Source organism: Phyllobacterium sp. MT110 (assembly GCF_058792715.1).
In genome coordinates this window covers 556,809-570,786 of record NZ_JBXAFE010000001.1, presented here as the reverse complement: position 1 = coordinate 570,786, position 13,978 = coordinate 556,809, and the positions used below count along the sequence as shown (strand labels likewise).

The 13,978-nt window shown below is 61.7% G+C and carries 13 protein-coding genes; 12 read left to right on the top strand and 1 reads right to left on the bottom strand.

Annotation, left to right across the window (positions count from 1 at the left end; genetic code table 11):
- Nucleotides 1-600: 600 nt before the first annotated feature.
- From rpsF to AC1Q5O_RS02785, 11 genes are all read left to right on the top strand, one after another.
- Nucleotides 601-1,026: a 30S ribosomal protein S6 gene (gene rpsF, locus AC1Q5O_RS02835; protein WP_105735802.1), complete on the top strand. Its 426-nt coding sequence runs from the start codon at nucleotides 601-603 to the stop codon at nucleotides 1,024-1,026.
- Complete coding sequence (gene rpsR, locus AC1Q5O_RS02830; protein ID WP_027229803.1) at nucleotides 1,026-1,274, top strand: 30S ribosomal protein S18; 249 nt, start codon at nucleotides 1,026-1,028, stop codon at nucleotides 1,272-1,274. The genes rpsF and rpsR overlap by 1 nt, the downstream gene beginning before the upstream one ends.
- 159 nt (nucleotides 1,275-1,433) lie before the next feature.
- Nucleotides 1,434-2,408, top strand: a complete 975-nt coding sequence (locus AC1Q5O_RS02825; RefSeq protein ID WP_464659800.1) for a DUF2232 domain-containing protein — start codon at nucleotides 1,434-1,436, stop codon at nucleotides 2,406-2,408.
- A 19-nt stretch (nucleotides 2,409-2,427) separates the two neighbouring features.
- Complete coding sequence (gene rplI, locus AC1Q5O_RS02820; RefSeq protein ID WP_288194111.1) at nucleotides 2,428-2,997, top strand: 50S ribosomal protein L9; 570 nt, start codon at nucleotides 2,428-2,430, stop codon at nucleotides 2,995-2,997.
- 191 nt (nucleotides 2,998-3,188) lie between these two features.
- On the top strand, nucleotides 3,189-4,469 hold the full coding sequence (locus AC1Q5O_RS02815) for a cyclopropane fatty acid synthase (RefSeq protein WP_492561837.1): 1,281 nt from the start codon (nucleotides 3,189-3,191) through the stop codon (nucleotides 4,467-4,469).
- 314 nt (nucleotides 4,470-4,783) lie between these two features.
- Nucleotides 4,784-6,283: a replicative DNA helicase gene (locus tag AC1Q5O_RS02810; protein WP_464659795.1), complete on the top strand. Its 1,500-nt coding sequence runs from the start codon at nucleotides 4,784-4,786 to the stop codon at nucleotides 6,281-6,283.
- A gap of 4 nt (nucleotides 6,284-6,287) precedes the next feature.
- Entirely contained in the window at nucleotides 6,288-7,454 is a 1,167-nt protein-coding gene (gene alr / locus AC1Q5O_RS02805) for an alanine racemase (RefSeq protein ID WP_492561836.1), read from the top strand.
- Nucleotides 7,454-8,854, top strand: coding sequence for a DNA repair protein RadA (gene radA, locus AC1Q5O_RS02800; RefSeq protein ID WP_346304874.1), 1,401 nt, complete (start codon nucleotides 7,454-7,456; stop codon nucleotides 8,852-8,854). Before alr ends, radA begins: the two co-directional genes overlap by 1 nt.
- Nucleotides 8,855-8,913: 59 nt before the next feature.
- The gene (locus AC1Q5O_RS02795) at nucleotides 8,914-9,504 is read left to right on the top strand and encodes a CvpA family protein (protein ID WP_223611250.1); all 591 of its coding nucleotides are present in this window, start codon (nucleotides 8,914-8,916) and stop codon (nucleotides 9,502-9,504) included.
- Nucleotides 9,505-9,621: 117 nt separating this feature from the next.
- Entirely contained in the window at nucleotides 9,622-11,115 is a 1,494-nt protein-coding gene (gene purF / locus AC1Q5O_RS02790) for an amidophosphoribosyltransferase (protein ID WP_492561835.1), read from the top strand.
- Between the two features lie 17 nt (nucleotides 11,116-11,132).
- Complete coding sequence (locus AC1Q5O_RS02785; RefSeq protein WP_492561834.1) at nucleotides 11,133-11,885, top strand: SDR family NAD(P)-dependent oxidoreductase; 753 nt, start codon at nucleotides 11,133-11,135, stop codon at nucleotides 11,883-11,885.
- 159 nt (nucleotides 11,886-12,044) lie between these two features.
- Here the strand turns inward: AC1Q5O_RS02785 and AC1Q5O_RS02780 are convergent, their stop codons facing one another.
- The gene (locus tag AC1Q5O_RS02780; RefSeq protein ID WP_492561833.1) at nucleotides 12,045-13,109 is read right to left on the bottom strand and encodes a helix-turn-helix domain-containing protein; all 1,065 of its coding nucleotides are present in this window, start codon (nucleotides 13,107-13,109) and stop codon (nucleotides 12,045-12,047) included.
- A gap of 139 nt (nucleotides 13,110-13,248) precedes the next feature.
- Between AC1Q5O_RS02780 and AC1Q5O_RS02775 the strand changes: the two genes are divergently transcribed.
- Entirely contained in the window at nucleotides 13,249-13,953 is a 705-nt protein-coding gene (locus AC1Q5O_RS02775) for a hypothetical protein (RefSeq protein WP_492561832.1), read from the top strand.
- Nucleotides 13,954-13,978 lie beyond the last annotated feature (25 nt).

Genomic DNA, 13,978 nt, shown 5'->3' with positions numbered 1-13,978 from the left:
CACTGTGAAGCCGAAGCGCCGATCCTTTCCCGACTTGCGAAGGTTTCCGGAAGCATTCCCGCCGGAAAGGACACGAGAAGGATAAGCGAGGACGGAACGTGTTGGATAAGTTGGTGGTGAATTTCTTATAAAACAACAGCTTGGCTGTTCCAACCCCCCTCTGTCCTGCCGGACATCTCCCCCCCAAGGGGGGAGATCAGCTTTCACAGCTGTTTCAGCTAATCTTCAAGGGTGAAAGTTGAGCGAGATAATCGATGCCGATGTGATCTCCCCCCTTGTGGGGGAGATGGGCGGCAGCCCAGAGGGGGGTGAGAACAAAGAATAAACCGCCCGGCATGTCGCGTTGCAATATAAAACGTCCATGGCGGGTTGCGTCTTTTGCCATTTGCCCGTATAAGCCGCCCGTTCATTGCTCGGCGTCAGCTGGGGGCTGAACGGAGGGCCGGATTTCGATCCGTGGAAGCGTAAAAGCTTCAGCCTCCCGTGTCTCCGCTCTCGATCGTCTCCATCAGCGTCCTTTCTTCCCCGGTCACCCGGCAGAGAGATTCGCAGAGGTTTACCGTTGATTCCGGGCAATATTAACGAAGAAAGGCAAAGACAATGGCTCTTTATGAACATGTGTTCCTTGCTCGACAGGACATTTCGCAGCAGCAGGTCGATGCGCTTGTAGAACAGTACAAGGGTATCATCGAGGCCAATGGCGGCAAAGTCGGGCGTATTGAAAGCTGGGGCCTCCGCGCCCTGACCTATCGCATCAACAAGAACCGCAAGGCGTATTACTCGCTTCTCAACATCGATGCTCCGGCAGCCGCCGTTGCCGAAGTTGAGCGCCAGCAGCGCATCAATGAAGACGTTCTGCGCTTCATGACGATCCGCGTTGAAGAGCACGAAGAAGGCCAGTCGGCCATGCTTGCACGCCGTGACGATCGCCGCGAACGCGACGACAAGTTCGGTGGCCGTGATGACGATCGTCCGCGCCGTCCACGCCGCCCGCGTGACAACGAAGCCGGTGAAGGAGCAGAATAATGGTTGATATCAATCAGATCCCGACCCGCCGTCCGTTCCATCGCCGCCGCAAGACCTGCCCGTTCTCGGGTGCCAATGCGCCGAAGATCGACTACAAGGACATCAAGCTCCTGTCGCGCTACATTTCCGAGCGTGGCAAGATCGTTCCTTCCCGTATCACGGCTGTCAGCCAGAAGAAGCAGCGCGAACTCGCCCAGGCGATCAAGCGCGCCCGTTTCCTCGGCCTGTTGCCATACGTTGTAAAGTAAGACTATCGGAGGCGGCAGGATTTCGTCCCGCCGCCTTCTGCCCTCCGGGGCAACACAGCCTTCCGCGATGGGCGCGGTCAGGCACACCAGAAAACCCAAGTTGAGGGATCGGTTGAAAAACCACCTCTAACTGCTTCAACAAGCAGGACAGCGAGCGACATGAAACTGACTGGAACAGATATCGGCATTGGTGTGCTGGCGGGCCTTGCGGCTGCGCTGCTGACGACCGGTGTTATCGTGAATTCCAGCCTTGCCATGATATTGCTGCTGCTTTCGCCGCTGCCGATCTTTGTTGCGGCGCTGGGCTGGGGCACGGCCTGCGGCTTCATCGCCGCGCTGACCGTGGCTGTTGCGGTCTCCGTCATCGCCGCCCCGACGGCCGCCGTCGTCGTCGTGCTCATCACCGCCCTGCCCGCCGCAGTCGGCGCCTATTTCACCGGCCTTGCCCGTCCGGCCGCCGAGATCGGCGGACCCAAGGACGTCTATGTCTGGTATCCCCTCGCCGATACGTTGCTGCGGCTGGCGCTTGTAGTCGCCGCCGCCTTCATCGTCATCGGCGTCATGATCGGCTTCAGCGAAGATTTTGCCCGCCAGCTGGCGCAGGCGCTGACCCAGCAGCTGGCCGTGAGCAATCCGGAACTGGCGGCCAATGCCGACCTGACGCAGAGCATGGCGCAATTCGTCGTGCGCGTCCTGCCGGCCCTGCAGCCCGCCGCGTGGCTGTGCGTCATCATCGCCAATCTCTACATCGCCCTGCGCCTGACGGCTGCCTCGGGCAAGCTGCGCCGCCCGCGGGACGACTGGCCGCGTGCCCTGCGCATGCCGCGCCCGGCGCTTGTCGTCTTTGCCGTCGCCTGTGCCGCTGCGTTCCTGCCGGGCGGTCCTGGCTACGCGGCAACGGCGGTTGCCGGTGCCCTCGGCGCCGGGTTCGTCATGGCCGGCTTCGGCATGCTGCATGCCCGCACGCGCGGCGCCACCTGGCGGCCGTTTGCGCTGTGGTTCGCCTATCTCGCCGTGTTTCTCTTTATTTTTGCGCTTCTCGTCTTCCTTCTCGCCGGTCTGTTTGACACATCGCGCAACGCGCCGGTTTCGAAGGCTGTGAATACCGATACCCCACCCAATAACGACAATTGAACTTGAAAGGAAAACTCACATGGAAGTCATTCTTCTCGAACGCATCAGCCGCCTCGGCCAGATGGGTGAAACAGTCAAGGTAAAGGACGGCTTTGCCCGTAACTTCCTTCTGCCGCAGGGCAAGGCGCTTCGTGCCAACGAAGCCAACAAGAAGAAGTTCGAAGGCCAGCGCGCCCAGCTCGAAGCCCGCAACCTCGAGCGCAAGACCGAAGCCCAGGCGATCGCCGACAAGCTCGACGGCAAGACATTCGTTGCTGTCCGCTCCGCCGGTGAAACCGGTCAGCTCTACGGTTCAGTAACGACCCGCGACATTGCCGACCTGATCACGGCGGAAGGTTTCTCGATCAACCGCAACCAGGTTGAACTGAACACGCCAATCAAGACGATCGGCCTGCACAAGATCGTTCTGGTTCTGCATCCGGAAGTTGAAGCAACCGTCACGATCAACATTGCCCGTACGGCCGATGAAGCCGAGCGTCAGGTAAAGGGTGAAGACCTCACCTCCGCCGAAGCGATCTATGGCATTGAAGAAGCACCGCTTTCCGACGAATTCTTCGACGAAGACGAAGAAGGCGAAGAAAACGCCTGATTTCAAAGCAAAAACCGCTCGCAGGAGTGGTGTTTGCTTTACCATGAAACACCCGGCAGAGATGCCGGGTGTTTTTTTGCTTTGCAGAATCAAAAAAACGGGTAAATTTGTTTATCCTACCCACGCCCGACCTTGGCTCAATCCCGAGCCTCATAATGGCCGAGCTCTATCGTCAATGATGGAGATTGTTCATGAATGCCATTCTTAGGGCTGCGCTTTCGCGGCTCATCCACACTGGTACACTTTCGATTACTGACTCATCCGGCCAGAAGCGCACCTTTGGTGACGGGACCGGAGAACCGATCCACTTCCGCATCAACACGGCTGCGGCCGAACGGCGGATTGCCTTCGATCCCTCCCTGCATTTCGCCGAAGCCTATATGAACGGCGAACTCGATGTTCTCGACGGCGATATCTACGACGTGCTGAAGATCATCTTTGAAAACACCGGCGCCACCGCGGCACGCGAGCCATGGATGCTGGCGCTGGAGGGCATTCGCCGTGCCACCCGCCGCCTGCACCAGATGAACAATCTCACCCGTTCATCCAGCAATGTGCAGCGGCACTACGACCTGTCGGAAGAGCTCTACCGCCTGTTTCTCGACCCGGACATGCAGTATTCCTGCGCCTATTTCGAGCATCCAGATGCGACCATCGAAGAGGCGCAGCTGGCGAAGAAACGGCATATCGCGGCCAAGCTTCTGGTCGAAAAGGGCCACAAGACCCTCGATATCGGCTGCGGCTGGGGCGGTCTCGGGCTTTACCTCGCCCGTCATCTCGATGCCAATGTGCTGGGCGTCACGCTCTCGCACGAACAGCATGGCATCGCCAACAAGCGGGCCATCGACGAGGGCCTGTCGACACAGGCTCGCTTCGACCTGCGCGACTATCGGACCATCGACGACAGTTTCGACCGGATTGTCTCCGTCGGCATGTTCGAGCATGTCGGCGTCGGGCATTTCGCCGAGTATTTCCAGCATACGGCGCGGCTGTTGAAGAAGGACGGGGTTTTCCTCCTGCATTCGATCGGCCGGTCGGACGGGCCGTCCTATACCAATGCCTTCATCCAGAAGTACATCTTTCCGGGCGGCTACATCCCCGCGCTCTCGGAAGTGCTTCCGCAGATCGAAAAGGCGGGGCTGGTCATCACCGACATCGAAATCCTGCGGTTGCACTATGCCGACACACTGCGCATCTGGCGCGAGCGGTTCATGGCGAACCGCGACAAGGCCAAGGCGATCTATGATGAGCGCTTCTGCCGGATGTGGGAATTCTATCTCGCCGCATCGGAATCGGCCTTCCGCTGGCAGAACCTGATGGTGTTCCAGATCCAGCTGGCGCACCGGCAGGAATCGGTACCGCTGACGCGCAACTATATCGAGAAGGAAGAAAAACGCCTGAAGCGGCTGGAAAGCGAGCGCAGCTGCGCCAACACCCAGGTCGACAACCGGGAATCGGCGGCCGGACGCTGACGCCCGCCGCAGCAAACCCATTGGCCCGTCGCGATTGTGCTGATCGCGGCGGGCCAAAGCATGAATCGCGCCCGGTTTTCGCATCGTGGCGGCGTATTCTACCAAGTGCGCGGTGGACATTGGCAGGAGAACGCGCTTAAGCCTCCCCACGGGCTGCCAGATGGCTTAGAATCATCGAGGCGCGAATCAGGTGAGAAATAAAGCCAATCTTTTCCGCCGCTGTGGATAGCGGGGTTAAGCCTGTGCTTTGGCAATGCTCCATTGCTTAGGATTCACGCCGAAGGCCATAGTTAATTCGAACGGGAAAAAATACCATGGCTGAGGCAGCACGCAAATTCATCGAGGTACGGGAAAACGCGGACAAGCTTTACCGCGAAGCGCCGAACAATATCGAGGCCGAACAGGCGCTGCTCGGGGCCATTCTCATCAACAATGATGCGTTTTACCGGGTCTCCGACTTCCTCAAGCCGGTGCATTTCTACGAACCGCTGCACCGCAAGATTTTCGACGTGTCGTCGGACATGATCCGCATGGGCAAGATGGCCAATCCCGTGACGCTGAAGACGTTCCTGCCCGTGGAGGAAAAAGTCGGCGAGATGACGGTGATGCAGTATCTGGCGCGCCTTGCCGCCGAAGCCGTGACCATCATCAATGCCGAGGACTATGGCCGCGCCATCTACGATCTTGCCACGCGCCGCGCGCTGATCACCATCGGCGAGGATATGGTCAATATCGCCTATGACGCGCCGGTGGACGTGGCGCCGCAGGGCCAGATCGAGGATGCCGAGCGCCGCCTGTTCGAACTGGCGGAAACCGGCCGCTACGATGGCGGCTTCCAGACCTTCACCGATGCGGTGAAAACCGCCGTCGACATGGCCAACGCCGCCTTCATGCGCGACGGGCACCTGTCCGGCGTTTCCACCGGCATCCATTCCCTCGACAACCGCATGGGCGGCCTGCAGCCGTCGGACTTGATCGTGCTTGCAGGACGACCCGGCATGGGCAAGACCTCGCTTGCCACCAACATCGCCTTCAATATCGCGGCGGCTTACGAGTCCGAGCAGCTGGCGGACGGGACGATCAAGGCCAAGAACGGCGGCGTTGTCGGCTTCTTCTCGCTCGAAATGTCGTCGGAACAGCTGGCGACGCGTATCATTTCCGAGCAGTCGGAGATCAGTTCGTCGAAAATCCGCCGCGGTGAAATCAACGAGGCCGAATTCGAAAAGCTCGTCGCCTGCTCACAGCACATGCAGAAGGTGCCGCTCTACATCGACCAGACCGGTGGTATTTCCATTGCCCAGCTGGCCGCCCGCGCCCGGCGTTTGAAGCGCCAGCGCGGCCTCGACGTTCTGGTCATCGACTATATCCAGCTGATGCAGGGCTCGTCCAAAAAGGCTTCGGAAAACCGCGTTCAGGAAATCACCGAAATCACCACGGGCCTCAAAGCGCTCGGCAAGGAACTCAACACGCCGATCATCGCGCTGTCACAGCTCTCCCGTCAGGTGGAAAGCCGCGAAGACAAGCGCCCGCAGCTCTCCGACCTGCGCGAATCCGGGTCGATCGAGCAGGACGCCGACGTGGTGATCTTCGTCTATCGCGACGAATACTACATCAAGAACAAGGAGCCGAAGGAAGGCACCGAGGAGCATTTCAAGTGGCAGGCCGACCTCAAGGAGGCCATGGGCAAGGCGGAAGTCATCATCGCCAAGCAGCGTCACGGCCCGACGGGCACGGTGAAGCTGGCCTTCCAGGCGGAATTCACCCGGTTCACCGACCTTGCGGAAGATTCACACCTGCCAGAACGCTTCGAGTAATCAATTGAACAGTACAAAACCTCACGTCACCACCGCAGGCGCCGATCCCCGTCTTGCGGGCGGGCGGCTTACCATCGATCTCGATGCGCTCGTGGCCAACTGGATGTTCCTTGCGGAAAAATCGAAACCGGCGCAGGCGAGCGCTGTCGTCAAGGCCGACGCCTACGGGCTGGGCATCGACCATGTCGTGCCTGTCCTGCGGGACGCCGGCTGCCGGACATTCTTCGTGGCACTGGTCGAGGAAGGCCTGCGGGTCAAGGCCGCCGCGCCGGATGCACGGGTTTTCGTTCTGAACGGCCTGTTTGCCGACGCGCGCCCTGTGTTCGAAGCATCGGGGCTGATCCCCGTCCTCGGCTCGCTGCACGAAATCGGCCTGTGGAGCCGGGCCAATGCCGCGAGCGGATTGACGCTGCCCTATGCCCTGCATGTGGATACCGGCATGAACCGGCTGGGACTGACCGTGGCCGAAGCACTCGACTTTGCCGCCGCTGGCCGCGAAATGCCGGTGCTGGTGATGACGCATCTGGCGACCGGCGATGAACCCGGCCATCGCCTCACCCGGCAGCAGATCGAGTCATTTCAAACGCTTCGCACCGCTTTTGCAGGCATCGAATCAAGCGCGTCCAACTCCTCCGGCATTTTTCACACGATCAGCAATGGCGGCGACCTGAGCCGTCCGGGCATTGCCATGTATGGCGGCGAGGCGCTGGCCGGCGTCGCCAATCCCATGCGCCCCGTGGTGACGCTGGAAGCGCGCATCGTGCAGATCCGCACCAGCCCCAAAGGCGAGACGGCGGGCTACGGAGCCACGGCGCTTTTGGAACGCGACACCCGGATTGCCGTCTGCTCGACCGGCTACGCCGACGGCTATCTGCGCTCGCTGTCGGGTAGCGGCACGCCCCTGCGCAGCGTCGTGCCCAAGGGCGGCGAAGGCTTTGTTGCCGGACGCAAGGTGCCGGTGATCGGCCGGGTGACCATGGACCTGACATCGTTCGACATCACCGATCTTCCCGAGGACGCCGTCAAACCCGGCGATCATGTCGAGCTGTTCGGTGGCAACATCGCCCTGGATGACGCGGCGCGTGCCGCGGGCTCCATCGGCTTCGAGCTGTTGACCAGCCTGGGCAACCGCTATCACCGCCGCTACCTCTATTCCGGAAAAGGCGCCTGATGGCCAAGGCAAGAATTCAATTCATCTGCCAGAACTGCGGTGCCGTGCATACGCGCTGGGCCGGCAAGTGCGATTCCTGCGGCGAATGGAACACGCTGGTCGAGGAAGGCACGGCGGGCGGCATCGGCAGTGGCCCCGGCAAGCTGTCGGGCCGCAAGGGTCGCGCCGTCGCCCTCACCTCGCTGTCCGGCGAGATCGAGGACGCGCCGCGCATCCACTCCGGCATCGGCGAGCTCGACCGGGTCACCGGCGGCGGTTTCGTGCGCGGCTCGGCCATTCTGGTGGGCGGCGATCCCGGCATCGGCAAATCCACCCTGCTGACCCAGGCGGCAGCCGCGCTGGCGCGGCAGGGCCACAAGGTCATCTATGTCTCGGGCGAAGAAGCGGTGGCGCAGATCCGCCTGCGGGCGCAGCGCCTGCATGCCGCCGACACCGATGTGCTTCTGGCCGCCGAAACCAATGTCGAGGACATCCTCGCCACCATTTCCGATTCCAAGCGGCCCGACCTCATCATCATCGATTCGATCCAGACCCTGTGGACGGATGCCGCCGATTCGGCCCCCGGCACGGTCACGCAGGTGCGCGCCGGGGCCCAGGCGATGATCCGCTTTGCCAAGCAGACCGGCGCAGCCGTGGTCCTCGTCGGCCATGTCACCAAGGACGGCCAGATCGCCGGGCCGCGCGTTGTCGAGCACATGGTGGATGCGGTGCTGTATTTCGAAGGCGAAGGCGGCCACCACTACCGCATCCTGCGCACGGTGAAGAACCGTTTCGGCCCGACCGACGAGATCGGCGTGTTTGAAATGTCCGACCGCGGATTGCGCGAAGTTGCCAACCCGTCGGAGCTTTTTCTCGGCGAACGCAATGACAAATCGCCGGGCGCCGCGGTTTTTGCCGGGATGGAAGGCACCCGGCCGGTGCTTGTGGAAATACAGGCGCTGGTGGCGCCCTCGACGCTGGGCACGCCGCGCCGCGCCGTCGTCGGCTGGGACGGCGGCCGCCTTTCGATGATTCTGGCGGTGCTGGAAGCCCATTGCGGCGTGCGGTTCGGCCAGCACGATGTTTACCTGAATGTGGCGGGCGGATACCGGATTTCCGAGCCTGCAGCCGATCTTGCGGTTGCATCTGCACTGGTTTCCTCCATTGCCGGTATTGCCCTTCCGGCCGATTGCGTCTATTTCGGCGAAGTCAGCTTGTCTGGCGCCGTTCGCCCGGTGGCGCATGCGGTGCAGCGGCTGAAGGAAGCAGAGAAGCTTGGGTTCAAGCAGGCTGTTCTTCCCAAGGGAAGCAACGACGTGCCGAAGGGACGCAATGCCCATCTGACCGAGACCGCGTCGCTGCCGGACCTTGTGGCCCGGATTGCGGCATCGGGACCCGGTAAAACGAAACGCGACGACTGACGCGGCACAGTCCTCCCGAGAGGGTGTGCAGGTCGGAATTGGATTGGGGATACATGTAAATGCCTATTACGTTGCTAGACGGAATTCTTTTGGGCATCACCCTCGTTTCGGCGATCCTCGCCATGGTGCGCGGCTTTTCGCGCGAAGTGCTGTCCGTCGTGTCATGGGCAGCGGCGGCCGCGGCCGCCTATCTCTTCTACAAGCCGGTCGTCCCCTTCCTCGCGCCCTATATCAGCAATGAGACCATCGCCCAGATCGCGGCGGCCGGTATCGTCTTCATCGTCACGCTGATCATCGTTTCCGTGATCACCATGAAGATTGCCGATTTCATCATCGACAGCCGTATCGGCGCGCTCGACCGCACGCTCGGCTTCCTCTTCGGCGCGGCGCGCGGCGTTCTTCTCGTGGTTGTCGCGATGCTGTTCTTCAACTGGCTCGTCACGGACAACCAGCCCGCCTGGGTGGCGCAGGCCAAGTCCAAGCCGATGATCGACTCACTCGGCGCAAAGCTGATCAGCCTTTTGCCGGAAGACCCGGAATCAACCATTCTGAAGCGTTTGAAGCCCGGCTCGAGCCATACTCCGGACGCAACGACGGCACCTGAACCCAAGGAAGACATCCCGCCGGAAGGCACGACACCGAAGCCCTGACGGGCTGCCGGGTGCGACAAACGGTTAACTTGGCGTTTGCGTGGTAATACCCCACATAGTGTGGCATAATGGAATGACAGATCTTACAGTTGAATCTGCGGCGAAAGGCTTGCGGTAATGACCGACATTTTTCGTGATGAGACCCCTCTCATGTCCCTTGACGACGACACACTGCATGAAGAGTGCGGTGTGTTTGGCATTTTGGGGCACCCCGATGCCGCCACGCTGACGGCGCTGGGCCTGCATGCCCTGCAGCATCGCGGGCAGGAAGCGGCGGGTATCGTCTCCTATGATGGCAAGCAGTTCTGCTCGGAGCGCCGCATGGGTCTTGTCGGCGACCATTACACCAACCCCGCCACGCTGGCACAGCTGCCCGGCGACCGCGCCATCGGCCATGTGCGCTATTCCACGACAGGCGATCCGGCCCTGCGCAATGTGCAGCCGCTGTTTGCCGAACTGGAAATCGGCGGCATCGCCATTGCCCATAACGGCAATTTCACCAACGGCCTGACCATGCGCCGCAAGCTGATCGCCGACGGCGCGATCTGCCAGTCCAATTCCGACACGGAAGTGGTACTGCATCTCATCGCCCGTTCGCGCAGCACGTCGTCGAGCGACCGTTTCGTCGATGCGATCCGCCAGATGGAAGGCGGCTATGCCATGCTCGCCCTCACCCGCACCAAGCTGATCGCCGCGCGCGATCCGATCGGCATCCGGCCGCTCGTCATGGGCGATCTCGACGGCAAGCCGATCTTTGCCTCCGAAAGCTGCGCGCTCGACATCATCGGCGCGAAGTTCGTGCGTGACATCGAGAACGGCGAAGTCGTCGTCTGCGAGATCCAGAGCGACGGCACGATCAGCATTGAAGCCTTCAAGCCGCAGGCGCCAAAGCCCGAACGCATCTGCCTGTTCGAATATGTCTACTTTGCCCGCCCGGATTCCATTGTCGGCGGCCGCAACGTCTATACTGCCCGCAAGAACATGGGCATCAACCTGGCCAAGGAAGCACCGCTGGACGCCGACGTCGTCGTCCCGGTTCCCGACGGCGGCACGCCTGCGGCCATCGGCTTTGCCCAGGCGAGCGGCATTCCATTCGAGCTCGGCATCATCCGCAACCATTATGTCGGCCGTACCTTCATCGAGCCGACCCAGTCGATCCGCGCCTTCGGCGTCAAGCTGAAGCATTCGGCCAACCGGGCCGTGATCGAAGGCAAGCGCGTGGTTCTGGTCGACGATTCCATCGTGCGCGGCACCACATCGGTCAAGATCGTGCAGATGATCCGCGATGCCGGGGCGCGGGAAGTGCATATCCGCGTTGCCAGCCCGATGATCTATCATCCGGATTTCTACGGCATCGACACGCCGGATGCGGACAAGCTCCTGGCCAACCAGCACGCGACCCTTGCCTCCATGTGCAAATATATCGGCGCGGATTCGCTGGAATTCCTGTCCATCGACGGGCTGTACAAGGCGGTCAGCGGTGCTCCGCGCGACGCGCAGGCGCCGCTGTTCACCGACCACTACTTCACTGGCGATTATCCGACCCGGCTGGTTGACCGGGACGGCATCAGCAATGTGCGCCAGTTCTCGCTTCTCGCAAACAACGGCTAACGGTTGAGTTCCCATTCATGATTTCTGACGGCAGTTTCCGGCTGGACGGCAAGCTTGCGCTTGTCACCGGCGCATCCCGCGGCATCGGTTATTTCCTTGCCAAAGACCTGGCAGCGCGCGGTGCGCATGTGATTGCCGTCGCCCGCACGGTGGGCGGTCTGGAAGAGCTGGACGACGAAATCAAGGCTGCGGGCGGCACGGCGACGCTGGTGCCGCTCGACCTGACCGACATGCCTGCCATCGACCGGCTCGGCGGTTCCATCCATGAGCGCTGGGGCAGGCTCGATATTCTCGTCGCCAATGCCGGTATCCTTGGCACGATTTCGCCGATCGGCCATGTGGAAGCAAAAGTCTTCGACAAGCTGATCAACATCAATGTCACCAGCGTCTGGCGGCTGATCCGCAGCACCGACCCGCTGCTGAAGCTTTCCGAGGCAGGCCGTGCGGTGCTGCTGTCGTCAGGCGTTGCCCACTCCGCCCGCGCCTATTGGGGGCCCTATGCGGCATCCAAGGCCGCTGTCGAGGTGATGGGCCGCAGCTGGGCCGAGGAAGCGCGCCAGACAAAACTGCGCATCAATTCGGTCAACCCCGGCGCGACACGTACCGCGATGCGGGCGCAGGCCGTACCGGGCGAAGACCCGGACACACTGCCGACTGCGGCGGAGGTGGCCGCCAAGATCGCGCTCATCCTCGATCCGAGGATCGACGCCACGGGCAAGCTCTACGACGTGCGCGCCGGCAAGCTGCTGGGCTACAACGACCCGAGCTAGATTGTACATTCATCATGGTGCGTGGTTCGACAAGCTCACCATGAGGGATGGAACAGGCTGTAGGGCGCTGTATTCTGCGACGTTTGTAGTTGACCTGGCATCAGACCACTTCCCTCATGGTGAGCTTGTCGAACCACGCACAGATGGATCTGCAACTGATCATCCGGCGAGGCGGATAACCGCGGCGCCGGATTTGTCGGCGGCAAGCGCCTTGGCGCGCCAGGCCTTCGGGCTCATGCCGGTGACACGCAGGAACTCGCGGTTGAAGTTGGACTTGGTCTGAAACCCGGCATCGAACATGATGCCGGTGACCGCACGATCCGTATCCGCCAGCAGGCGGCAGGCCTCCCTCACCCGGTAATCATTGACATAGTGCGAAACGCTCATCGCCTTGACCCGGTTGACGGCTATCGACACCTGCCGGGCCGGCAGGCCCATCTTGCGCGCCAGGCGGTTGAGGTTGAGATCGACATCCCGGTAGAGTTCCCGCGCCTGCATCAGCCGATCGAGCGCGGCGGCGATGTCCGTGTCTTCGGCGCTGGGCAGCACCGGAGACGCGCCCTCTTCCGCGATTGTTTCGTCCCGCTCCTCCGGGCGGCTGGTTCCCGCGACCGTGGCCGCGCTCCCGAGGACGAGCAGGGCGAGGACATTGCCGATGGCAACGATGCGGGCGGAATGGCTGCCGCCCGACTGGGCAAAATCCCAGCTGATGACGATATCGATGACCGCGGAACTGGAAACGGCAAAGGCTGTCACCTGCAATGCCCGGTAGGCGCTGATGACACCGTCCAATCGGGATGAACCCAACGCATCCGGACCGGCAAAGGCGAGGCGGCAGAGCGCAATGCCATAGCCCGCGAACACCAGGATGATGGCCAGCGAGACCGGCGCAGGCCAGAAGGCAATAAGGCCGATCACCACAAGCGTCGGCAGCAGGTGCAGCAGCAGCCACGGACGTTCTCTTGGCGGCCGCTCGCTGCGCAGGCCTTCAAAACTCAGCCATGCCAGCGTGGCGATGACAACGGCGAGCACGGCCTGGACCGGCAAGACCTCCAGCATATCATAGCCCCAACGCACCCCGATCACCACCGATTGCAGCGCATAGACCGACACCAGGGCGAGGAAGAACGGATTCCTGTCATTGCCATCGCTTCGCCGGATCATCTGGACGAGAAGAACGACAAGCAGGACGGCGACGACAAACGGCAATGGAACAAACAGCATGGAACCTGCGACCGGGACGAGTTAACGAGGCCTACTATGTCCTGAAACGCGATCGCGGACGACCTGAATTGTGATCAAGGTCGAATTTCAGCGGATAGCGCCCTCCTCTGGTTGCCATGCCAACCCACGGGAGCCCATCATGCTGAGCCTCATCACCGCCATTCTGCTTCTCTTCGGAACCGTAACCCCCAGCACCGCCGACCAGGTCAAGCCGCCGCTCGATATCGGTGCGATCAACAGCGTCGCCATTACGGGGGAAGCCAGCCGCATCGTGTTCACCGCAGGCGATGGCGCGCCCTATCAGGCCCGCATCACCGCCACACGATCCGGCTGGTTCTCCGGCTGGTATTCGAGCTGGTTCGCCGATCAATGCGCCACCCGCACCACCATGGAGGTCAGGGAACGGACGCTGCGCATCCATGTGGTCAATGCGCCGCTGCTCAGCCTTTCCGACTGCGAGGTGCTGATCCGCGCCAGCCTGCCTGCCGACAGCGATGTCAGCATCGAACAGGCGGCACTGCAGGCCCGGCTGACCGGTGACTATGGTGCCGTGCGCATCAAGGGCCACGCGGCGGATTTTGCGCTGGATGGGCACGCCGCGAGCCTCGATATTTCGGGTGACGCCGTGCGCAGCGACCTGCGCTTTGCCCGCGTCAGCAACAACGAGACGATCCGGCTCGATTCCCGCGCCCTCGACGCCTCGTTCAGCTTCGGCAAGGACGTTCCCATCAGCTACGCCGTGGATGCCAAGGCATCCCTCGTCGACAGCAAGCGTGACAGCACACCCGGTGCCAAACCCGCGATCAGCATCAAAAGCGATTATGCCCGCGTGACGATCCGCTGATCCCCACCTCTCGAAACAAGGAACA